A 24,669-nucleotide genomic window follows, 5' to 3' on the forward strand; every position below is an offset into this window, starting at 1 on the left:
AGAGATAAATCTCTGGAACTACCTTTAAAAAGGGGGAAATTAATTTGATTAAATTAAAAAGTAAAAAGGATAAATCTAAAATAATGCTTTTTTTAGTACCGGCATTATTAATTTACATATTATTTCTTATTATACCCATGTTTGGAGCATTATATTTTTCAGCCGCTGATTGGAAAGGAATTATGGGAACACCTATAAATTTTGTAGGGCTTAAAAATTACATTTCCGTATTTAAAGATCCTGCATTTATATTATCCCTAAAAAACATGGTTAAAATGGTGTTTTTCAGTGTGCTTTTCCACACACCTATAGCACTGCTACTAGCCGTTGCTATAAACACCAAATGTAGAGGATATAGATTTTTTAAGGTAATGTACTTTATACCAACTATATTTCCATTAACAGCAGTAGGATTATTATGGTACTTTATATTCATGCCAAATGGTTCTTTGAATAAAATGTTAGAACTTATGGGACTTATGAACCTTGCAAAAGGATGGCTTATAAATCCGACAACAGCAATGAACACTATAATATTTGTAAATATATGGGCTGGTATAGGATATTATATGGTTATATTAATTGCAGGACTTACAACTATACCAGAAGAAATTTATGAAGCAGCAGATATTGATGGAGCAAATCCTGTTAAAAAGTTTTTCCACATAACTATTCCAATGCTTAAGCCAATTCTAAGTATGTGCATACTTATGGATATAATAGGAACAATAAAGGTATTTGACCTTATTTTTGTAATGACAGAGGGAGGACCTAATGGACTTACAAATCTTCCGACTACACTTATGTACTATCAGGCATTTAGATATGATAATTATGGTGTTGGTAGCGCTATAGGAGTAATTATACTTGTAATTGCTTTGGTTTTAACCATTGGTAGTAACTTTATTATGGATAAAAGAAGACGATATGAGGAGGCTAAATAATGAAAAAAGAAAGATATAATCCAAATAAAAAGATAAAGAATAAAGCGGGATTATATACATTTCTAGGGATAATGTCCTTAGTATTTATATGCCCGATGTTGTTTACTATAATTTCATCCTTAAAAGAAAATAATGAAATATTTAGTGCTCCATTTAGCTTACCCAAGGTTTTTAGATATCAAAACTACATAGTAGCATGGAAAGAAGCTAATATGAGCAAATATTTTTTAAATAGTATTATGATTTCAATGGCTACAGTTATAGTTCTTGTAATTGTATCATCCATGGCTGCATATGTACTTTCTAGATTTGACTTTAAGATAAATAAATATCTTTCAATGTTCTTTTTATTAGGTATGATGATACCAATGCATACTATACTTGTTCCTGTTTCCTATTTAATTGGACGATTAGGACTTAAGAATAATTTAGTGGCCCTTGTTCTACTTTATGTGGCATTTTCCCTTCCTTTTAGTATATTTGTATTGACGAATTTTATGAAGGGAATTAATTTATCTTTAGAAGAGGCAGCTATTATAGATGGTGCAGGATATTTTCAAATATACACTAGAATTATATTGCCATTATCAGTACCAGCTATATCTACTATATCAATATTTAACTTTCTAGGAGCTTGGAATAATATATTATTCCCACTATTATTTATAAATGATGATCGATTAAAGCCAATTTCATTAGGGCTCTTAAACTTTAGTGGCGAGAGAGGTTCTGAATACGGACCATTAATGGCAGCAATAGTAATTACAGTATTGGTACCACTTGTAATATATCTGTTATTCCAAGAAAAGGTTGAAGGTGGACTGGCAGCAGGTGCAGTAAAGGAGTAAATCCTACGGAATAAAAAATTACAATTAAGATATGATAATAGATTATGTTTTATATAGGGATATAGGAGGATTTTCAGATGAATCAATTAAGATATAGACAAGTACATTTAGACTTTCATACCAGTGAATACATAGAAGGTATAGCTAAAGATTTTAACAAGGAACAATTTGTATCAACTTTAAAAAAAGCAAATATTAATTCTATTACTTGTTTTGCAAGGTGTCATCATGGATGGTTATATTACCCTTCTAAAAATACACCGGATTTAATACATCCTAATTTAAGTAATAATAATTTATTGATAGATCAAATTAAAGCTTGTCATGAAAATGATATTAAGGTACCAATTTATACAACTGTTCAATGGGATGGGCATATTGCTGAAACTCATAAAGAATGGCTAGCCATAGATGAAAATGGCGAATTTATTAACAGTCAAGGAGTACCAAAACCTCATTTTTATTATACTATTTGCTTAAATAGCGGATACAGACAATACTTTAAGGATCATCTACAAGATATTATAGATGTTGTAGGTGTAGAAAATATAGATGGATTCTTCATGGACATCCTTTTTAAAGTGGACTGTAATTGTAAAAACTGTGTTGAAAAGATGAAAGATTTAGGATTTGATCCAAAGGTTAAAGATAGTAGAATTGAATATTCTACAGTGATGTTAGATGAGTTTAAAAAGGAAATTACTGAATTTATAAAGGTTAGAGTCCCAAAGGCAAGTATATTTTATAATAGCTCACATATAGGACCTAATTCTAAAAAAAGTTTAGAAGAATATACCCATTTAGAATTAGAATCTTTGCCAAGTGGAGGTTGGGGTTATGATCATTTTCCAGCAACAGTTAGGTATGCTAGAAATTTAGGAAAAGACATAATGGGTATGACAGGTAAATTTCATACTTATTGGGGAGACTTTCATTCTCTAAAAAATAAAGCTGCATTAGAATTTGAATGTTTTAATATGTTAGCTTTAGGAGCAGGATGCTCTATAGGAGATCAACTTCATCCTAGTGGAAAAATGTCTAAAGGGGCTTATGATTTAATAGGTTCTGTTTATGAGGAGGTAAAAGAAAAAGAAAATTATTGCATAGGGGCAGAGCCAGTATCAGAAATAGCAGTACTAACACCTGAGGAATTTTATTCTTTCCGTGATCACGATTTAGGTATTCCAGCTGCTTTAATAGGTACAGTAAGAATGCTTCAAGAATTATCCTACCAATTTGAAATAATAGATAGTAGATTTGATTTTGATAAATATAAGCTTATTATATTGCCAGATGATATAAACTTTATGCCTGAATTAGAGAAGAAACTTTTAAATTATGTGGAAAATGGTGGTAAGGTAATTGGAACTCATAAATCTTTAATAGATGATAAAAACAAAGAGAGTAGCCTATATGGAATTTCTTATGAAGGTGAATCAACATATTATAGAGATTTTATTTTACCAAATGATGTTATAGGGAAAGATTTATACAAAGAAGAATATGTTATGTATTTAAGAGGAGCTAAAAATAAAGTTAATGATGCAGAAGTTTTAATGCATTCTGTAGAGCCTTATTTTAATAGAGAGGGTAAAACTTTTTGCTCACATCAACATACACCTTCATCAGGGAAGCTTGGATATCCTGCAGCTACTAAAAAAGGAAATGTTATATATTTTTCCCACCCTATATTTAAGATATATCGCAAAAATTGTGCTAGATGGTGCAAGTTAGTTATGAAAGATGCTATAGAAATGCTTCTAGAGGATAAGCTTATTGATCATAATGGACCATCTACTATGATTACAGCTTTAAATAGACAAAAGGAAAATAATAGGGATATCCTTCATATTTTACACTATATAACTGAAAAACGTTCAGAAGATATCTATACAATAGAGGATGTTATTCCACTTTATAACGTAGATTTTAAAGTATATGTTGGAGAAAGACATATTAAATCAGTAAAAATAGTACCTGAATTAGAATCTATAGACTTTGAAAAAACTAATAATTATATAGCATTTAAATTAGATAAGATAGAAGGACATAAGATGGTTTCAATAGAGTATTAATTTGTAAAATAGGTATGCGATAATTAAATGTTATCGCATATAATTTTTTAATCTTACTTATAACATGTAGATTTTTAAATTCTAGTTATAAAAATTAGATTCTTTGAAATTAGTTGTATAAAATTAATTGAAAAAGGTTAATTATTAAAATTCAGTAGGAGTGATTTTATGATAAGTGTAGACAATTTTAAAAAATGTGCTTTTAAAATTGCATTTGTTTATGAAGATGAAGACATGAATACTCTACCACTAAATATTAGAAAAATTTTTAATAAGAAATATAAAACAAACATCCCTTTTATTGAAGAAAATAATGTTCCAGTATTGTATGTGGGACTTGGTGAACGTTCAAAATTTAGCTTTAAAAAGATTAAGGATATTGTAGCTTATAGTATAAAACAGATTGAAAAATACAGCATAGAGGATGTATCTTTAGATATATCCACATTTTTGAAAGAATATGATATTAGGTGCGTAAGTGAGATAGTTTTAGGAGTAAAGTTAGGACTTTATAAATTTAAGGGATATAATACATCAAAAAAACAAGAGAAATATAATATATTTTTTCAAGGTTATGAAAGCTGTGATGAAGAAAGTATAATGGAGGAAATAAAACTAGGATCAAATATTGCAGAGGGAGTTATACTTGCCAGAGATTTAGTTAATACCCCTGCAAATATGCTTACCCCTATAATCATGGCAGAAAAAATAGCTGACATGGGGAAGGTTGCGGGAGTAACGGTAGAAGTTTTTGATGAAAATTACATTATGAACACTTGTATGGAAGCTTTTTATACAGTAGGAAAAAGTAGTGGAAATCCTCCAAGGCTTATTGTACTTAGATATTTACAAGATCCTAGTAGCAAAGATATTACTGCTCTTGTAGGTAAAGGGGTTACCTGTGATACTGGAGGTTACTGCTTAAAACCTTCAGGTTCCATGGAAGGAATCAAGGGAGATATGGGAGGTGGAGCTGCTGTTGTAGGTGCAATCTACTCTTTGGCAAAAAATAAGATAAAGGCTAATGTGGTAGGGATTATACCTGCCTGCGAAAATAGAATTTCAAGAGAAAGTTTTATTCCTGGAGATGTAATTAATTCTATGGCTGGAAAAACCATTGAAGTTTTAAATACAGATGCTGAAGGAAGACTTATTTTAGCAGATGCAGTAACCTATGCTATTCAAAAGGAAAATGCCACTAAGATTATAGATATAGCAACATTAACAGGAGCTGTGGTTAATGCCATAGGCTTTAGCACTGCAGGAGTTTTAACAAATAATAATGAGTTCTTTAAAGAATTTAAAGAAGCCTACAGTAAATCTTGTGAACAATATTGGAGATTTCCTATATGTGATGAGCATAGGGATATGATAAAAAGTGATATAGCGGATATAAAAAACATTGGTAAAAGTTATTGTGGAACTATAACAGCAGGACTTTTTATTGAACAATTTGTTGAAAACACACCATGGATACATTTAGACATTGCAGGTACTGCTTGGGTAGACACACCCCTTTATGAATATCAAGCTAAAGGAGCTACAGGAGCAGGAGTAACATCTATGTATTATTTATTTGATGAAAAGGAGTAAGTATATGGTATATACAAGTGAGGTTAAGCAATATGTAAACTCTAGATTTAATAATGTATTAAAAATGTGTGGTGATAAAGAAGGGGAGATACTTTATAAGATCTCATTATGTAACGAAGAGGAAAAGTTTTTAATGAAATACTTATATGCTTCCATGAATTTAAGTGATATGGCAAGCTACGATTTTGAAGTTTATTATGAGTATGTTAAACATGCCATATATTTAAGAGAAAATACACCTTGGGGAGATAAAATTCCTGAAGATATATTTTTAAATTATGTGCTTCATTATCGTGTAAACAATGAAGCAATAGAAGATTGCAGAAGAGTATTTTACGATATGCTTTATCACAGATTAGAAAATAAAAGTATGTACGAAGCAATTTTAGAAGTTAACTATTGGTGTGCAGAGAAAGCAACCTATAAGTCTACAGATGAAAGAACAGCATCTCCAATGACTCTATTAAAGTGCGGCTATGGAAGATGTGGAGAAGAGTCAACTTTTACAGTTACAGCTCTTCGTAGTGTAGGCATTCCAGCGAGACAGATATACACCCCAAGGTGGGCGCATTGTGATGATAATCATGCTTGGGTGGAAGTATGGTGTGATGGTCAGTGGCATTATCTTGGAGCTTGTGAGCCAGAGCCAGTGTTAGATAAAGGTTGGTTTACATCGGCAGCCTCTAGGGCTATGGTAATCCATAGTAGAATATTCTCGGAGTATTTTAAAGATGAGGATGTAATTTCAAAGAATAAGGCAGTGACTACCATAAATAATATTAGAAAATATGCTAATTCAAAAAACTTTTCTATTAAGGTAGTAGACTCAAAAAATAAACCTATAAGTGGTGCAAAGGTAAGAATTGAGATACTAAACTACTCCGAATTTACTCCTATAGCTATATTAAATACTGATGAAAATGGTACTGCTAATATAAATATTGGTGCTGGTACTATAGTAGTTCACCTAGTAAAGGATAATAAGTTTTTTTATAAAGTAGTTAATACAAAAGATTTAGATGAAGTAGTTTTTAATGCAGATGACTTTGGTTATACTGAAGAGAAAATGGATATATCAGAAATAGATAAAGAAAACACTGAAAAACAAAAGGTAAAGGAACAAGATATAAATATAATTCCTCCTTCTGATAAAAGAGGAATATCTTATAATATAACTGATGATGAAAAGTCTAAGCATAAAAAACGATTAGAAAATTGTAATAAAATTAGAGAAGAGAAAAATACTGAGATTACAAAAAATATTATAAAAGAAATAGATAATATAGAAAAAAATCAGGAATTTATTAAAGGTATAGATAATATAGAAGAACTTAATACAAAAGGTAATGGTGTAAGTTATTCAAAAGAGTACAACTCTAAGGTGAAGGACATATTATTATATTCTATGGGGAATTATAATGAAATTTTAGAATTTTTAAATTGTAGTTATAATAATAATAAATTTGAAGAGGCTATAAATTTATTAATGTGCCTACCCAAAAAAGATTATATAGATAGTAAAGCTAATATATTAAATTCACATATTAATCATGCAATCAAATTTTCAGGAGATTATCCTAAAGAAATATACTTTAAATATGTGATTTGTCCTAGGATATATTTAGAAGCATTAACCGATTATAGAGGGTTTATAATAAATTACTTTAATGGTTCCTTGAAAGAAAGTTTTATAAAAACACCTATAGAAATATGGAATTATATTAAAAAACATATTATAGAACTTAAAGATTTTGATTATGAGGAGCTATATACTCCACCTGTAGCTTTGCTTAAAACTGGCATTGGAAGCCTTATATCTAAGAAAATCTTATTTGTTGCTATATGCAGAAGTCTTGGGATACCTGCAAGAATAAATAAAACTGATTTATCTATAGAATATTATGATAAGGTATTTATAAAAATAGAAGATGAATCTAAAGTAATAACTTCAAAGGTTATAGTTAATAATGCTAATGAATCAGAATTAAAATATTTTCAAAATTGGACCATGTCAGTACTAAAAGATGGAATATATAAGACTCTTACTCTAAATAAAGATATACAAGGTAAAGATAAAATTAGCGTAAACATTGAACCAGGATATTATAGAATTTTAACCTCAAATAGATTACCGAATGGAAGTGTATTTATAAAGAAATATGTTTTTGAGGTAAATAATGATGAAATTAAATCTATAGATATAACTCTTCGCGATGCAAAAATATCAGATATGGTAGAAAATTACGATATTGAAGATTTAAATATTAGGGATAAGAGTAATAATCTAGTGAGTTTATCTGAGTTGGTAAAGGATAAAAAAAGCATTATTATATGGATAGAAGAGGGTAGTGAACCAACAGAGCATATATTAAATGAAATGATAGAGAGGCATAAAGACTTTATTAATATAAAATGCAAGATAATATTTATTGTAAAAGATAGCTCAGCACTTAAAAATAAGACTTTGCAAAAGGTTTATGAATTAATACCAAGTATTAAAACTTATTTTGATGATTTTAAAGAAAATGTAGATACCGTTGCTAGAAGAATGTACCTAGATCCAGACAAACTTCCACTGATATTAATTGCTGAGGGGTCAAAAAAAGTAGAAGATTCAAGAAAGTATATAAATGGAATCTATGCCACTAATGGATATAATGTAGGTACAGCAGAACTTATTATTAGAATGATTTAATTCTAAACTCTACCTCTTAGGTGTGTCTATAAAAAGGGATTGCCTAAGAGGTAGAACCATATAAATTAATATATAAAAAAATAGGTTTATCGTAATGATAAACCTATAAGATTAAACTGTTTTTTTATCTAAATTAATTGTATTATTCTTTTTACCTTCTTTAGACCCATGGGTATAGCCAACTACTTCAAAATGCTCCGATAGTATATCAGCAAGTTTTTCATAATTATTTGAAGAACCTCTCATGCAACTAGAAAGATGAACAACTTCTACTCCATTTGATATCATTTTTTCAATCTTTCTATTTATATCTCCTCCATCGTGGGTAAATGCCATAAGTTCTATGTCCTCAACATCTTTATATCTTTCAAAAGAATCCTTATTTTTATAAAAGGCGTCTAGACAGCCTTTTCCTGTACACCTATTAGCTGTATCTTCGTTTACTAGTATACCTATCTTCATATGAGTTATTCCCCCTTTGAAATTATCTTGCAGTGATTCCTAACCATATCATTATATACTCCATAATAGCTATTGTAAAATAATATTTATCCTTTTTAAATTAATAAGGTAATGAAAGATAAAAAATGAATAAAAGTTATCTATGTTTTTTATATTTATGGCCCCATTTCTTATGCAACTCAGGGTATTCCTCTTTCAATATTTCCATAAATTGTTGAAGATGTCCTGACTTTTTTAAGGTTTCTAATATACTTCGAGGATAGCTGATTTTTTTCTCAAAAACTCTTCTGGGATCTATTACTTTTAGACTTTCATCAGGTTGCACAAAAATATGGGCACATCTTATATCTAATTTTTTAAAACCTTCAGATTTAAAGCTTTCTATAAGTTTAACTATGTTTATAGCTAGCTTTCTAGAGAGTTCATGGGTTTTTAGATATTTTGTAATGCAAATGCCAGGGACATATTCTCTTATCATGCAAATATTATTATAGGCATATATCCTAGGGAAGTATGGATTATTGTCTACACTTAGTAGTATTTTGGCTTCACCCCTACATCCTTTAGGAGATTTATATACTTTAATAACTCTTTTTTCATCTGGAAGTAGGTATACTTTTCCTTCATAGCCTTTACCTATAAATTTACAAAGATTTAAATCAACTCCTAAATATTTATTATTCTTAGAACTATTCATTTTTTCACCTCGGTTAATCATCAGTATTATATTATATTACATAAGTGAAAGAGTGGTGAAAAGAAAGGGTAAGAGATAATTAGTTAAATAAATGTCATTGTGTAAAAAATCTAAGATTAAAGATTTTATCAATATAGGGAAACATAATAAAGAGTATTTGTTATTTATATAACAAAGAATTAGTCATAGTAAAGGTTTTTATATTAAAATGTCGAAATATTTTATAGATAGAATTTTTTGATTTTACTTATAATATTAAAGGGTGGATTTTATGGAGGAGACTCTTAAAAGAAAAGGAAAGATAATATTTATAGCTGCCTTGTCGGCACTTTTTTCTCAAGTTTATATGGGCATATTTATAGAAAATTTTAATGTATCCTTTGGTATAGTAGCTTTAATAATATTTTTTTATGAAGGAGATATGGAGGATAAGCTAAAGACTAGTGTACTTTGTGGGATTTTTGTCTGTGTTTTAAGGGCTTTTACATATTTTTTAAACTGTGGAGGAGAGCTTTATTATTTAAATAAAGGTTTAATTAATTATTTTCCAGAGACTATATTTTATATTAGCTATATTCTTTTTTATACATTGTTTAATAAGAGAATAAAAAACATAAACAGACTTTTTTTCTATACTATACTATGTGACTTTTTCGCTAATATAGTAGAAATGGCGGTAAGAAGCTATTTATTAAAAGAAGTAATAGGAATAAATGTATACATAGGGTTATCTATAGTGGCTGTAATAAGGTCTTTTTTTATATGGATTATATTAAATCTCATGGATAGATATAGTGTAAAACTATTAAAAAAAGAGCATAGAGCTCGGTATATGAATCTTCTTATGGCTACTTCAAGAATGAAAAGTGAAATATATTTAATGGAAAAAACTATGGATAATGTGGAAGTAGTAATGAGTAAATCCTACAAATTGTATAATGAAATAAAGTCATTTAATAAGTATCCTCATTGGGAAGAGGCGGCAGGAGGTATAGCTAAGGACATACATGAGGTAAAGAAGGAAATAGCTCTTATAGCTAGAGGTGTTATAGAAATAACAGATGATAGAGTAAAACATAGTATTATGGAATACTATGATGTTGTAGATCTTATAAATGAAATGATGACACCAGTGCTTAAAGATAAAAACATAAAATTACATATAGATAAAGGACAGAATTTTAAGACAATACATCATTATTATTTGATTTCCGTATTTAGAAATATCATAAATAATGCTATAGATGCCATAGAAAAAGATGATGGAAATATATATTTAAGTCATGACTTAGTTAATAAGGAAAAGGATGAATACCATGTTTTTAGCATTAGAGATGATGGGCAGGGAATTGATAAGGAGGATATTAATTACATATTTAATCCAGGGTTTTCCACTAAAATAAACTTTGAAACTGGAAGTATTAATAGAGGATTAGGTCTTAGCATTGTAAAGGAGATAATAGAGGTTAGGCTGAAGGGCACTGTTGGTATTGCCTCTAAAAAGGGTGAGGGAACAGAATTTACTATTTTGATTCCTAAAGGTATATTAGAGGAGTGAGAAAATGAAAATACTTATAGTTGATGATGATTTTAATATACATAAGATATTAACTATGATAATAGAGCATGAGAAAATAGGTCAGGTGATAGAGAATAGAAGTTTAGATGGTACAGAAGTCTTTAATTTAATAGAAAAAGAAAAACCAGATATAATAATAGTGGATTTATTAATGCCAGGTAAAGATGGAATAGAATTAATTAAGGAAATAAATTGTAGATATAATAACATAAGATTCATCATGATATCTCAAGTAACATCAAAAGACATGATAGAAAAGGCTTATGCTAGTGGAATAGAATTTTTTATAAATAAACCTATAAATGCCATTGAAGTTAAGGCAGTTTTATCTAGAGTAATAAATGATATATTAATGCGGGAAAAATTAAATAAAATTCAAACCTTATTTGAAGTAGAGAATGTAAGGGAGGATACAATGCAAGCTCCACCAAAGGTATCTATTCAAGATAATGTTAAGGATATAATGAAAAGAATAGGTATATTAGGTGAAGGGGGAGAAGAGGATATAATAAAAGCTTTATCATATATGGTGAGAGATGAGGGGATTTTAGATAAAAGCACTTTAAACGAATTTTTTAAAAAAATCTCATGTAAACCTAAGTCTACAGAACAAAGGATAAGGAGAACAGCCTTTGTAGCTATGAATAATTTAGCTAATTTAGGAATAGAAGATTATATGAATGAAACCTTTACTGAGTTTTCAACATCCTTATTCAGTTTTGATGATATTAAAAAAGAAATGGATTACATAAGGGGTAAAAGTAAGGAAAGAGGAAAAGTTAATGTGAAAAAATTCTTACAGGGAATATTTTATTATATCAAGGACTTTTAGTCTTACAGGGGCTTTAAATAGGGAAAAATAATGTTGTAGATAATAACTATTTGAAAAAGGAATAGAAGCTATAAGAATATTTGATAGGACATCATAAATACTAATTTGAAACTCTTTGAAACCTATTGAAGGTAAAGCATTACAATCAGAATAATCAATAAATTGAGGTTATTTAGATTATAAATTTTAAAGGAGTGAGTTTTATGATGGACATATTAAAGGGTATAGGGCTCTTACTATTTACATTAGGCTTATTTTCACTATTTAGCTTTAAGGCACCAAAAGGAAGCAAAGCTATGTCAGGACTTGCAAATGCAGCGGTAGCTACTTTTCTTGTAGAAGCAATACACAAATATATAAGTGGCGACTTTTTAAGCATAAGCTTTTTAGGAAAGGTAGGAGAAAGCTCCGGGTCTATGGGGGGAGTTGCAGCGGCTATATTAGTTCCAATATCCATGGGAGTAAATCCTATATATGCGGTAGCGGCAGGTGTGGCATTAGGAGGATATGGAATACTTCCAGGATTTGTGGCAGGATATATAGTAGGACTTGTAGCGCCCATTATAGAAAAGAAGCTTCCAGAAGGTTTAGATACAATAGTGGGAGCACTTACAATAGCACCCTTAGCAAGACTTATAGCTTTAGGAGTAGATCCAGTAGTAAACTCAACTTTAGTTAATATAGGAGAAATGATATCAACAGCAGCTAAGCAATCTCCATATGTAATGGGATTTTTGTTAGGTGGAATAATGAAGGTAACATGTACATCACCATTAAGCTCAATGGCATTAACTGCAATGATAGGATTAAGAGGATTAGCTATGGGAATAGCGGCTATAGCCTGTGTTGGAGGTTCATTTACAAATGGCATTATATTTAAAAAATTAAAACTTGGAGAAAAAAGTAATGTAATAGCTGTTATGCTGGAACCATTAACTCAAGCTCATATTGTAACAAAATATCCTATACCAATATATTGCTCAAATTTATTAGGTGGTGGACTTGCCGGACTTTCGGCTGCATTTTTTAATATAGTGAATAATGCACCAGGGACAGCATCCCCAATACCAGGACTATTAGCTCCCTTTGGTTTTAATGATCCCATAAAGGTAGTTTTAGCAATCTTCTTTGCAATATTAGGGGGAACCGTGGCAGGACTTTTAGGGTCAGTTGTATTTAAGGGCTTTGTAAAAGATCAAGAACTAAGTGATGGTACAACCGATGAAGAAAGTGATAAAATAGAACTTAAAAATAAAAAACAGGTAATTGCTTAAATTATATAATTCTTGCGAGTCCTTTGGGCTCGCATTTTATTTTGCTCTAAAAGTAGCTACTTCTATAATATAAACATTTTTGGGTAATTAAGGGTTATTAGGCACAACTATTGTCTATTATTATAGAAATAGTATATAATTTTATTTAATTATATAAGTTAATCTTTTATAAATATATATATTAAGAAAAGGATGATTGTAATGCAGAAAAACTCACCCTTATACATCCAAATAATGGAGATAATAAAAGAGAAGATTTTAACAGGGGAATATAAAATTGGAGATTTTATTCCTACTGAAATTGAATTAGAAGAAGAGTTTAAGGTTAGTAAAATTACTATAAGAAAGGCTATTGAGCTTTTAGAAACTGAAGGATATGTAATGAAAAAAAGTGGAAGAGGAACTACGGTTTTAAGTAATAGTATATTCAATAAGCTATCTAAAGCTGAATCTTTTTCAAGTATATTAAAGATGGAAGGATATTCATTAAGAAAGGAAATTAAAGAAGTTACAGCAGTTTTTAATGAAGAGGATTCTGAGCTTTACCAATACTTTGGTGAAAAGTGCTATAAAATAATCAGAATATATTATTTAGATGATGTGCCTTATATTTATTTTGAACATTATATTCCTTATAAGTTTAAATTAGACAAGGATACTATAGATAACGATGCTTCTTTATATATGCTTCTTCATAATAACCAGCTTTACATATCCAAATTTCAAGATGAATTTTTTATAGATTATCCAAAAGAAGATATTTTAGCAAGATTACAATTAGGTTCGGAGCCTCTTTTAGGTAGAAAGAGAAAATCTATGGATAGTAACAACAATGTGCTTGAATTATCCTATGCAAAATATAATACTAAGGTTCATAATTATATAATAAAATATGAAATATAATAAGTGGGGCATAACCTCACTTATTTTTTATAGCTTAAAACAACGATATATTCTATATAAAACATCACCTCCCTAGCTAATAAGTTTTAATATGTGTAAAGGATTTAAATGTGACTGCTAACTATTGTTTTCCCGTGAAATACTATGATGAATTTTCTAAATTCTAAAATTAAATTAAATGTTTACATTATAACATTATAATGTTATAATATTAATGTAATCTTAAGAAAGAAGGTGTAATCATTGGATAAGTTTATTAAATTCCTTGAAGAAAAAATTATGCCAGTTGCTTTAAAGATAAGTCAGCAAAGACATATGAGAGCAATAAGAACTGGTATAATATCTACTCTTCCACTAACTATAGTGGGATCGTTCTTTGTAATATTCTTAAACATTCCTATTCCAGGCTATGCAGAATTTATAGCCCCATACAAAGCAATAATAGATATTCCTTTTAGATTTACCGTGGGGATTCTATCTTTATATGCTGCCTATGGAATGGGAGCCGCTTTAGCTAGCAGTTATGATTTGGACAAGGTAGGTTCAGGTTTTCTAGCTGTATTAGCCTTCTTAATATCTACTGTAGTTCCTGTACATGTAGAAAAAGCCGTAGATGGCGTTATAGGTGCTGGAAGATACATTAATATTGCAAGCTTAAGTTCTAGTTCCTTATTTGGAGCCATAGTAACATCGATGATTGCTGTAGAAATTTATAGGTGGATGAAAGAAAAAAATATCACTGTTAAGATGCCAGAGGGAGTTCCTCCAGAGGTATCAAATTCTTTCTCAGCATTATTACCTACTCTTGTTGTAATTTTACTATTTTGGGTAATTAGACACTTCTTAAAGTTTGATATAAGTGCTACATTGAGTACTTTACTTTCACCATTAAAAGGTGTATTAGCTGGAAACAGTTTATTTGGCGGATTACTAACAGTATTTTTAATAACAATGTTCTGGACTTTAGGGATTCATGGACCTGCAATTTTAGGACCCATCATAAGACCTATATGGGATATGTCTATTGCTGAAAATATGCAAGCTTTTGCTAACGGAGTTTCTGCTAACAATTTACCAAATCTATTTACAGAGCAATTTTTACAATGGTTTTTATGGATTGGTGGATCCGGAGCTACTCTAGCTTTAGTAATAATGTTCTTAATGTCAAAATCAAAATACTTAAAGAGCTTAGGACGCTTATCCTTATTACCAGGATTATTTAATATAAATGAACCTATAATCTTTGGAGCTCCTATAGTAATGAATCCAATATTAGCTATTCCATTTATCTTAGCGCCTATGGTAATGGCAGTTTTATCTTATTTCTTAACTGTCACAGGAGTTATTCCTATGATGATGGCAAGATTACCTTTCACAATGCCATCTCCTTTAGCGGCAGTTATGAGTACTAACTGGAGTATCATGGCAGGTGTGCTTGTGGTAATTAATTTTATAATATCTTTTGTTATCTATTATCCATTCTTCAAGGTATTTGAAAAACAACAACTAGAAAAAGAAAAAAGCGAAATCCAATAGGAGGGGAGAGTAAAGGTATAATGCTGTGTCTTTTAGTATTATACCTTTACTCAATTAAATCTATGAGAATATATATATTACTAATGCTTATGGCCTTTTTTGTATCACATCTTGTTTTTGAGAAGTATTTAATAATTAAAATAGAAGATAAAATAAGAACTTTTCCTGTGATGCTCATAACCTTATCCATAGAGTTTGTTTTTTTAACTCTAGCAGCTTATATAAAGGGTTTTACAACACTTTTGGGTTTGGTTACTATAATAAACGCTAGCTTCATTAATGTTTTTTATAGACATAAATTAAGTAAAATTAAAGGAGGGATGTAATATGGAACGTAGACTAGGTATATCAATATATCCTGAACACTCTGTAATAGAAGAAGATAAAAAATATATAGAATTAGCAGCCAAATATGGATTTTCTAGAATTTTTATGTGTATGCTATCTGTTTCTCACTCTAAAGAAGAGATAAAGGAGCATTTTTCTAATATAATTTCCTATGCAAAGACTTTTAATTTTGAAGTAGTATTGGACATAGCTCCTAATATATTTGATTCCTTAGGTATTTCTTACGATAATTTAAGTTTTTTTCATGAATTAGGTGCTGATGGTATAAGACTTGACTTAGGCTTTGATGGAAATAAAGAAGCTCTTCTTTCATTTAATGAATATCATTTAAAGATTGAACTTAACATGAGTAATGATGTGGCTTATTTAGACAATATAATCACGTATAAACCTAATACTCCTTTCATATATGGTTGTCATAATTTTTACCCACAAAAGGGTACAGGACTTCCTTACGACTTTTTTTTAAAGTGCAGCAGGAGATTTAAAAAATATGGTATTAGAACTGCTGCTTTTGTAAGCGCTAAAAATGCCAATATAGGTCCTTGGAATATAAATGATGGGTTATGTACTTTAGAAGGTCATAGGAATCTACCTATTGAGGTTCAAGCAAAACATCTATATGCTACAGGATTAATAGATGATGTAATAATAGGAAATGCCTATGCCTCTGAAAAAGAGCTTAAAGCACTATCAAATATCAATAAATATCAAGTAGAGCTGTCAGTGGAAACTTTAGAAAATACTTCTGATATTGAAAAAACAATTCTTTTTAAAGAACAACATTTTAGAAGAGGTGACATATCTTCTCAAGTGGCTAGATCTACAGAAGTAAGAAAAAAATATGCTAAAGAAAACATTCCAGAGCATGATAACAAAATTGAATTCAAACCTGGAGATATAGTTATAGGTAATGATGAGTTTGGTAAATACAAAGGGGAGTTACAAATAATCTTAGAGGATTGCTATGATGAAAGAAAAAATTTAGTAGGTAGAATAGCTAAAGAGGAACTTATACTCTTAGATTTTATAGAACCTTGGAGTAAATTTAAATTAGTTTCAAAAAGAGGTAAATAAAGATGTACGATTTATTATTAAAGAAGGCTAAATTAGTATCTGGAGAAATTTATGATATTGCAATTCATAATGGTACTATATTAGATATAGATAAAAATATAAATACAAATGATTTTAAAAAGATAATAGAGCTTAAGGATAACCAGTATGTAAGTGCAGGATGGATAGATTTGCATACCCATTCCTATACAGGATTAAAACTATATAGTGATAATCCTGATGAAATAGGTTTAAAGTCAGGGGTAACTACTGTAGTGGACACTGGTACAGCTGGGGCTTTAAATATAGAAGATTTTTATAATTTATCAAAACAATATAAAACAAATGTTTATGCTTTTTTAAATATATCTAAAACTGGTATAGTTCAGCAAAATGAGCTATCAGACTTAAGTAATATAGATTTAAAATTAATAAAAAGCAGTATAGAAAAATATCCAGACTTTATAATTGGATTAAAAGCTAGGATGAGTAAAAGTGTAGTTGGAGATAATGGCATATTGCCTCTAAAGCTTGCTTTAGAAGCAAAGGATCAAAATGATCATATGCCTCTTATGGTGCATATAGGAACTAAGCCTCCACAAATAGAGGGGATTCTTTCTTTATTAGGTGAAGATGATATACTAACTCACTGTTATCATGGAAAAGAGAATGGTTTGTTTGATAAAGAGGGTATTCCTAAAGAGGAACTTTTGAAAGCTTTAGATAGGGGTCTACATTTAGATGTAGGACATGGAAAAGAGAGTTTTAGCTTTAAGGTAGCAGGTCAGGGAAGAAGTGCTAAAATTTATCCTCATAGCATAAGCACTGATATCTACTTTAGAAATAGAATTCATGGGCCAGTGTTTAATATGGCTACTACCCTATCAAAATTTTTGTATCTAGGTTATTCATTAGAGGAAATAATACCTTTGGTTACAATAAATCCTGCAAAGGCTATTAACCTAACCAAGAAAGGTCGTTTAGAAAAAGATATGGATGCAGATATCACTATTTTCACTCTATATGATGAAGAAATAGAGCTTGTAGACTCTCTTGGCACTGTAGTAAAAGGAAATAAAAAAGTAATGCCTTTGGCTGTGGTTTTAAATGGTGAATATATAGATTTAAAGGAGGTTGAGCTTTAATGAGTGATTTGTCTCTTTACGAAAAGTATGGTTTAAAGCAAGTGATAAATGCTTCAGGAAAAATGACCATACTAGGAGTTTCTACTTTAAGTGAAGAAGTTGTGCAGGATATGAAAAAAGGAGCTTCAAACTTTTTTGAAATAAAGGATTTGTTAGATAAAACAGGAGCTTATATAGCTAAAACACTTAATGTAGAATCTGCTTATATAGTATCCAGTGCTTCTGCGGGTATTGCCTTAAGTGTTGCTTCATTGATTTCAAAGGATAATTTAGATATTATTTATAATCTTCATAGTAGAAAATATGATGTTCCTAGAGAGATAATACTACCTAAGGGTCATAATGTAGACTATGGATGCCCTGTAGAAACCATGATAGAATTAGGTGGAGGTTTACTTAGAGAAGCTGGTTACTCCAATCAATGTAAAAAGGAACATGTTGAGGCTTTGATAAATGAAAATACCCTAGCCCTAATGTACGTAAAATCTCATCACTGTGTACAAAAGGGTATGGTAGAAATAAAAGAATTGGTAGACTTAGGTGAAAAGTATAAATTACCTGTTATTATTGATGCTGCTGCAGAAGAAGATTTAAAAAAATACTATAACCTAGGTGCAGATGTGGTTATCTATAGTGGAGCAAAAGCTATAGAAGGTCCTACTTCTGGGTTAGTAATAGGTAAAAAGAAATATATCGATCTTATTAAGCTCCAAAGCCAAGGTATCGGAAGAGCTATGAAGGTTGGAAAAGAAAATATTTTAGGTCTAACTAGAGCTATCGAGCTATATGAAAACAGCATAAAGACTACTGGTGAAGAACTTAATAAAAGATTAGAAGGCTTCATCAATACACTCAATAAGATAAATGGCGTTGAAGCAAAGTCTGTAAAAGATGATTCTGGAAGAGACATAGTAAGAGGTGAATTAAGTTTTAATAGTGAAGTTCTAAATTTAAATGCTAAATATATAGCTAATGAATTAAAAGAAGGAGATATAGCAATATATACTAGAGATTATAGAGCTAATCAGGGCAAAATAGAAATTGATATAAGAAGTGTTAGTGATGAAGAACTAAAGATTATTGAAGATAGAATTATAGAAATAATTGGAGGTAAATAACTATGACAAAACAAGCTAATTTTTATAAGGATAAAGTATGTATTAATGTTCTTGCAAACTCCATAGAAAATGCTAAAGAAATATACGAGGCTATAGATGGGCATATATTAGTAGGATTACTATCAAAAAATTATCCTACTGTAGAAGCTGCTGTAGAGGATATGAAATTATATTCTAAAGAAATTAATAATGCAGTATCTGTAGGATTAGGTGCTGGAGATCCAAAGCAATGGAAGATGGTAGCAGAAATATCTGAAGAGTTACAACCTCAACACGTAAACCAAGTATTTACTGCTGTAGGCTATACTCGTGCTTTATTAAGACAAAATGAAACCTTAGTAAATGCTGTAGTATCTCCTTGTGGAAAAGTAGGTTATGTAAAAATTTCTACTGGTCCTTTAAGTTCAAAAGCTGAAGATGGTATTGTAACTGTAGAAACAGCTATTGAAATGTTAAAGGATATGGGGGCAACTTCTGTTAAGTTTTTTCCTATGAATGGATTAAGCACTATAGAAGAATATAAATCCTTAGCAGAAGCTTGTGCAAAACAAGACTTTATATTAGAACCTACTGGGGGAATAGATTTAGATAACTTTGAAGAAATCCTTACTATAGCTCTTAAAGCAGGAGTAAAAAAAGTTGTTCCTCATGTTTACACCTCTATAGTAGATAAAGCTACTGGTAAAACTAAGGTAGAAGATATAATCAAAATCTATGAAATCATAAAAAGAGTTGTGGAGTAATTTCATATGAAGGTATTAGCTTTAGGTGAAGTTATGATGAGGCTTATGGTTCCAGACCATAAGCTGCTTTCACAGTCTGAGGATTTAAAATATATTTTTTCTGGAACAGGGGTAAACATTCTTTCAGGTTTATATCAAATGGGCTATGAAACTTATTTAGCCAGCAAACTTCCTAATAATAATGTAGGTTATGCGGCTAGTGCTTATCTTCGTAAATTAGGTGTGAAAGATGATTATATAAATTTTGGTGGAGATTATATAGGAATATATTTCTTAGAAACAGGTTTTGGACCTAGAGCCACAGAAGTAACTTATATGAACAGACAAAATAGTGCCTTTTGTCAAAGCTCTATTGAAGATTATAATTTTGATGAAATATTACAAGATGTTGATGCTGTTCATATTTGTGGAATATCTCTTGCTCTTAATGATAATACAAGAAAATTATCCATAAATCTAGCGAAAAAAGCCTATGAAAAAAACATAAAGGTATTCTTTGATTTTAATTATAGACCTTCCTTATGGGGTGATAAGGATTATAGTTTTGCAAGGATACAGTATGAAGAAATTCTTAAATATTGTACTGTAGTCTTTGCTGGTTATAAAGATGCCAGGTTAATATTAGGAATGGAACCGGACAAAGATGAGAAAGAAGAAAACATTTCACGTAATGTATTATTAAAAATGAGAAGCAAATATAATATACAGACTATCTGTGGAACAAATAGAAGGATCCAATCTAGTGAACATCAATATATAAAGGGTTATTTAATTGACCATAAAGGATATCATGAAAGTAGTGAATATGAACTTAAAGTTTTAGATAGGATCGGTGCTGGTGATGGATTTGCTGCAGGCATAATTTATTCCATACTTGAAAACTTAGATAGGTCTGAAGCTTTAGAATTTGCTACTTGCAGTGCTGTTCTTGCTCATACCACCTATGGAGATAGTCCTGTAGTAGGGAAGAAATCAATCTATAGATTAATGAAAAAAGATAAAACAGATATATTTAGATAAAAGTAAAGAGCTAGCTTTAAAGCTGGCTCTTTACTTTTTTATTCTTATTTAGCATCTATTCTTTTGTGTATATCTATGATCTCTAAAGCTAGATCTTTTAGTGTTAGTGTTGTCATGAGGTGATCTTGAGCGTGTACAAGAAGTAATGAAAGTTCTGTTTTATTACCACTAGCCTCGGATTGAATAAGACTAGTCTGAGCGGAATGAGCATGATCTAACTGCTCATTGCATTTTTTCATTAAATCTTCTGCAGTATTAAAATCGCCATCTTTGGCGGATTGTATAGCTTCCATTGCGTAGCTTCTAGCATCTCCACTGTTCATTATAAGATTTAAAACAATTTGCTCCATTTAAGTTACCTCTTTCTATTGTGGATATTATTATTTTTAGTACCTTATTACTTATTGTTTATCATATCTAAGGCCTGTTTTAATACCTTTTCACCATTCATAGTGCCATAATCCATATTATTTATAACCTCTACTGGTATACCTTGAGGTTCTAAATTTGCTTTTACCTTATTAAGTAAAAATCTAACCTGTGGTCCAAGTAATAATGCATCTATTTTATCTACATAGTTAGAGATTTGAGATTCACCCACTGCATTTATTTCTGCTTCTATACCTTGGGTCTCTGCAGCCGTTCTCATTTTAGCTACTAACATACTTGTTGACATACCTGCTGAACAAACTAGTAATACTCTTATCATATACTGTTCCCCCTAATCAATTTTTTAAAAAATATTATACTACTTACACATATATAATAAGCAAATTGCATGCCAAATATAACTGTGCAACTTCACCTAATTATCAGCTTTTAAAGCAAAAAATATTGAAATAGTGTGTTAAAAACTAGCACACTATTTCAATATAATTGCACGGTATTATATAATTACACAGTAGTATAAATATATTATTTTTCATTATTGTTTATTATAATTTTTACTATATTAGCCAATTCATCATCATTTATATTTACATCGTATTTTTCTTCTAAAGGTTTAAGAGTTTGTTTTATAAGTATAAACTCCTTAGTATAAATGTCTCTCATAGAATTAATGTCTTCTTTTATTGGAGTACCATTTTTATTTTTAATTCTATCTATCATAAAGGCTAAATGCAGAATAATTCCTGTCTTTGCTTCTTCGTTTATAATTATACTAAGTATTTCTTCCGTATTTCTAATAATAACTCTACAATCTTCAACTAAGTCTTCTACATTATCAAGGTTTAAATGATTTTTCAATGACTGGTCAATTTTCATATAGTTTTCTTCAACCTCTATTAATTTATTTATTTTCTTAACTCCCTCACCGGATAAAATATCTGGTGCAGGAATAAAGGGTATATTTTCAATAAACATATTAACAGTACCAACCAGGGCAATAATCTTATACTTTTCACTTAAACTATCAACATGAGTTAAAAAATCATTGTGATCCAATATGTTCAAGGCTATAATTTCTATATTATAGGATTTAGTTAAACTTTGAATTAGGATTTGCTTTAAGGTTTCAGAAGCTCCCTCACCTGTAAAACAAGCTGTAATAATTAAAAACTTTTTTTTACTATAGTTATTGCCTCTTGTTTCAATCCTACACCTACTTAATTCTAAGCAGGATTTATAAATTGATTGCAGCTCTCTTCCTAAAAGTGCTTTACTACAAGCCTCGATTACTATAGGCGTACTAACCATATCAATAGTTTTTATGCTTATTCCTGTTTCTTCAGATATCATTTCTCCAAAGTTTGTAAGAGATCCCATGTCTACTAATAAAAGAACGCCTTTACCCTTATCCATTTCTATTATCTTATTTTTTGCAGCATCATACATCTTTTCAGCTTTCATGGTTAAAGGCATATCCAATGCTTCTGTATATACCTCTCCTATTAAGGAATTAGCAACCCTCACCATGCTACTTGCAGTAGAATCTCCGTGCATTATTACAAGTATTCCTACCTTTGATTCCTTTTTTATTTTGGACTCATATAAATCAGAGGCTAAAAACATAGCTAAATATCCAATTTCATCTAAAGGAATTTCTATATTAAATTTGCTATCTATTATTTTTGCAAGTTCCATAGCCACAAGAAATTCGCTAGAATAATGTATTCTTATAAAATTAAGTTTAGGATTATAAATTTTATTTCCATTTTTTATTCTTTCTATGCTACCTTGAAGATGTATAGCTAAACCAATATAAACCTTTTCATCGAAAGATTTATTTAATCTCTCCTTAGCCACATTTAAGATTTCCTCCACGGTATCACCTATTTCCATGGTTACAAATTTATAAAGCTGATCCTTAGGAAGCTTCTCTGGAAGCTTATTCATATATTTACTAAAGTAACTTTCAATATCTATATTCAATATTTGATTTATTTCTTTTTCGGATAATCCTTGAGATTTTAGAAGAGAGAGTTTCTTTTCTATAACATCATAGAAGATCTCGCTACTTTCATTATTTTCTAAGCTTATTATTTCATTATTTATAATACCTTCTTCACTATAATTAAATCTTAGAATATCACCTTTATTTTTAAATATTTCATTAATCTCTTTTCTATAATCTTGAATTTTCATTAGTCCCTTTTTTACTTCTTGCTCTAAGTCTTCCTGATCAATAAGTATATGACCAATATTATTAGTTTTATACTTTAAAAAGGCTTTTGCAGAAGCTAGCTGAATATTACTTTTCAATTGACCTATATTATTAGGGCAATCATATAGTAGATAAGAAGTTAAGGCACTTTTATCTATATATATACTCTTATTTAATCTCTTAGATTCTGCTTTTATAAAATCCACTAATAGGTAGTATCTTTCCACTAAACTTCTTTCTCTAAGGGGAGGTAACTCTATAACCATGGGAATTCTTCTAAGGAAGGTTTTTAATAAAGTAGACTTTGAGTACTCCGTAGTAGCAGCAATTATTTGAACCTGAACTTTTACAATATTTTCTGTTTCTCCAAGAGGTCTAAAGGAACCCTTATCTATAAACGTAAATAGCATCTCTTGTCCTTGAGGAGGTAAACGGTGAACTTCATCTAAAAATAGAATTCCCTTATTTGCTTTTGTGAGTAGTCCTTCCTTATCATGATCAGCTCCAGTATAAGCTCCCTTTTTAACACCGAATATCTGACTTATAAGTAATTGAGGATTATCTGCATAATCAGCACAATTAAACCTTATAAAAGGAGCATTTTTTTTAAGTATATTACATTCTTTAGAAAACTCATACATAAGTTCTGCAAACATAGATTTTCCTACACCTGTTTCTCCCAAAATTAGAGTGTGAAGTCCTGTAGGAGGATAGAGTATAGCAGCTTTGGCTTGCTGAATAGATATTTTAAGGCTAAAATCAGCACCTATTAACTTATCTAAGCTACCTGCTTTTATATCTATTTTTTCTGAAGATGCCTCTTCTTTTGCTAAAGAATACAAAACAGGTCTACTATTAATTTTTATAACTTTACCTTTTCTAAATAGTTCGTTAAGGTAACGACTTATGCTGGTTCTATCAAGATTTAAGTGTTGCATAAGCTCTTCTGCTGAAATATTTTCTTTGCCCTGAGATTCTAAATCCTGTAGAAGCCTATAAACTTTATCAATTTTTTTCATTAATGTCCTCCAAATACATAAGATAAATGTAGTGTTATTATCAATTATATCATAGACAACTTTATATACTATTATTTTAGAATGACTATAATGAAATCATAAATTTTAATATCTCTATTTAGGGTTGAGATATTAAAGCTTCAAATTATACTTAAGATATTTTCCACAGCCTAGTGC

21 protein-coding genes are annotated in these 24,669 nt (G+C 29.9%); 16 read left to right on the top strand and 5 right to left on the bottom strand.

All coding sequences use genetic code 11. From position 1 onward, the window contains the following. Window positions 1-44 precede the first annotated feature (44 nt). The 5 genes from KQI89_RS08865 to KQI89_RS08885 all read left to right on the top strand — a co-directional run bounded on the left by KQI89_RS08865 (window position 45) and on the right by KQI89_RS08885 (window position 8,155). The gene (locus tag KQI89_RS08865; RefSeq protein ID WP_216456807.1) at window positions 45-944 is read left to right on the top strand and encodes a carbohydrate ABC transporter permease; all 900 of its coding nucleotides are present in this window, start codon (window positions 45-47) and stop codon (window positions 942-944) included. After that, entirely contained in the window at window positions 944-1,792 is an 849-nt protein-coding gene (locus KQI89_RS08870) for a carbohydrate ABC transporter permease (protein WP_042439031.1), read from the top strand. Before KQI89_RS08865 ends, KQI89_RS08870 begins: the two co-directional genes overlap by 1 nt. Window positions 1,793-1,869: 77 nt before the next feature. Further along, window positions 1,870-3,867 carry an alpha-amylase family protein gene (locus KQI89_RS08875; RefSeq protein ID WP_216456808.1) on the top strand — a complete coding sequence of 666 codons (1,998 nt, stop codon included), beginning with the start codon at window positions 1,870-1,872 and terminating at the stop codon, window positions 3,865-3,867. Between the two features lie 168 nt (window positions 3,868-4,035). Then, a complete protein-coding gene (locus KQI89_RS08880) occupies window positions 4,036-5,460 on the top strand; it encodes a leucyl aminopeptidase (protein ID WP_216456809.1) in 1,425 nt (474 codons plus the stop codon). 4 nt (window positions 5,461-5,464) lie between these two features. Beyond that, window positions 5,465-8,155, top strand: a complete 2,691-nt coding sequence (locus KQI89_RS08885; protein WP_216456810.1) for a transglutaminase-like domain-containing protein — start codon at window positions 5,465-5,467, stop codon at window positions 8,153-8,155. A gap of 111 nt (window positions 8,156-8,266) precedes the next feature. Here KQI89_RS08885 and KQI89_RS08890 read toward each other — a convergent pair whose 3' ends face one another. Beyond that, on the bottom strand, window positions 8,267-8,617 hold the full coding sequence (locus tag KQI89_RS08890) for a CGGC domain-containing protein (RefSeq protein ID WP_216456811.1): 351 nt from the start codon (window positions 8,615-8,617) through the stop codon (window positions 8,267-8,269). A 136-nt stretch (window positions 8,618-8,753) separates the two neighbouring features. Then, a complete protein-coding gene (locus KQI89_RS08895; protein ID WP_216456812.1) occupies window positions 8,754-9,314 on the bottom strand; it encodes an RIO2 family protein in 561 nt (186 codons plus the stop codon). A 271-nt stretch (window positions 9,315-9,585) separates the two neighbouring features. Between KQI89_RS08895 and KQI89_RS08900 the strand changes: the two genes are divergently transcribed. From KQI89_RS08900 to KQI89_RS08950, 11 genes are all read left to right on the top strand, one after another. Further along, window positions 9,586-10,872 carry a sensor histidine kinase gene (locus KQI89_RS08900; protein ID WP_216456813.1) on the top strand — a complete coding sequence of 429 codons (1,287 nt, stop codon included), beginning with the start codon at window positions 9,586-9,588 and terminating at the stop codon, window positions 10,870-10,872. A gap of 4 nt (window positions 10,873-10,876) precedes the next feature. After that, entirely contained in the window at window positions 10,877-11,725 is an 849-nt protein-coding gene (locus KQI89_RS08905) for a DNA-binding domain-containing protein (RefSeq protein ID WP_032120508.1), read from the top strand. A gap of 206 nt (window positions 11,726-11,931) precedes the next feature. Continuing rightward, window positions 11,932-12,999, top strand: coding sequence for a PTS sugar transporter subunit IIC (locus KQI89_RS08910; protein ID WP_216456952.1), 1,068 nt, complete (start codon window positions 11,932-11,934; stop codon window positions 12,997-12,999). 201 nt (window positions 13,000-13,200) lie between these two features. Further along, window positions 13,201-13,902, top strand: a complete 702-nt coding sequence (locus tag KQI89_RS08915) for a GntR family transcriptional regulator (RefSeq protein ID WP_216456814.1) — start codon at window positions 13,201-13,203, stop codon at window positions 13,900-13,902. A gap of 243 nt (window positions 13,903-14,145) precedes the next feature. Continuing rightward, window positions 14,146-15,438, top strand: coding sequence for a PTS sugar transporter subunit IIC (locus KQI89_RS08920; RefSeq protein WP_216456815.1), 1,293 nt, complete (start codon window positions 14,146-14,148; stop codon window positions 15,436-15,438). A gap of 20 nt (window positions 15,439-15,458) precedes the next feature. Beyond that, window positions 15,459-15,764, top strand: coding sequence for a hypothetical protein (locus KQI89_RS08925; protein ID WP_216456816.1), 306 nt, complete (start codon window positions 15,459-15,461; stop codon window positions 15,762-15,764). 1 nt (window position 15,765) lies between these two features. After that, complete coding sequence (locus KQI89_RS08930) at window positions 15,766-16,863, top strand: DUF871 domain-containing protein (protein WP_216456817.1); 1,098 nt, start codon at window positions 15,766-15,768, stop codon at window positions 16,861-16,863. A gap of 2 nt (window positions 16,864-16,865) precedes the next feature. Then, a complete protein-coding gene (locus KQI89_RS08935; protein WP_216456818.1) occupies window positions 16,866-17,987 on the top strand; it encodes an amidohydrolase/deacetylase family metallohydrolase in 1,122 nt (373 codons plus the stop codon). Further along, window positions 17,987-19,105, top strand: coding sequence for a DgaE family pyridoxal phosphate-dependent ammonia lyase (locus KQI89_RS08940; protein ID WP_216456819.1), 1,119 nt, complete (start codon window positions 17,987-17,989; stop codon window positions 19,103-19,105). The genes KQI89_RS08935 and KQI89_RS08940 overlap by 1 nt, the downstream gene beginning before the upstream one ends. Window positions 19,106-19,107: 2 nt before the next feature. After that, complete coding sequence (gene dagF / locus KQI89_RS08945; protein WP_216456820.1) at window positions 19,108-19,848, top strand: 2-dehydro-3-deoxy-phosphogluconate aldolase; 741 nt, start codon at window positions 19,108-19,110, stop codon at window positions 19,846-19,848. Window positions 19,849-19,854: 6 nt separating this feature from the next. Further along, window positions 19,855-20,868 (top strand): sugar kinase, encoded by a 1,014-nt coding sequence (locus tag KQI89_RS08950; protein ID WP_216456821.1) that lies wholly within the window; start codon window positions 19,855-19,857, stop codon window positions 20,866-20,868. A gap of 44 nt (window positions 20,869-20,912) precedes the next feature. Here the strand turns inward: KQI89_RS08950 and KQI89_RS08955 are convergent, their stop codons facing one another. The 3 genes from KQI89_RS08955 to KQI89_RS08965 form a co-directional block, all read right to left on the bottom strand. After that, entirely contained in the window at window positions 20,913-21,218 is a 306-nt protein-coding gene (locus KQI89_RS08955) for a PTS lactose/cellobiose transporter subunit IIA (protein ID WP_216456822.1), read from the bottom strand. A 47-nt stretch (window positions 21,219-21,265) separates the two neighbouring features. Further along, on the bottom strand, window positions 21,266-21,577 hold the full coding sequence (locus tag KQI89_RS08960; protein WP_032120518.1) for a PTS sugar transporter subunit IIB: 312 nt from the start codon (window positions 21,575-21,577) through the stop codon (window positions 21,266-21,268). A gap of 206 nt (window positions 21,578-21,783) precedes the next feature. Beyond that, complete coding sequence (locus KQI89_RS08965; protein ID WP_216456823.1) at window positions 21,784-24,492, bottom strand: sigma-54-dependent transcriptional regulator; 2,709 nt, start codon at window positions 24,490-24,492, stop codon at window positions 21,784-21,786. Window positions 24,493-24,669: the final 177 nt, after the last annotated feature.

Source organism: Clostridium simiarum (genome assembly GCF_018919175.1).
In the GTDB taxonomy this organism is placed as follows: Bacteria; Bacillota; Clostridia; order Clostridiales; family Clostridiaceae; genus Clostridium_L; species Clostridium_L simiarum.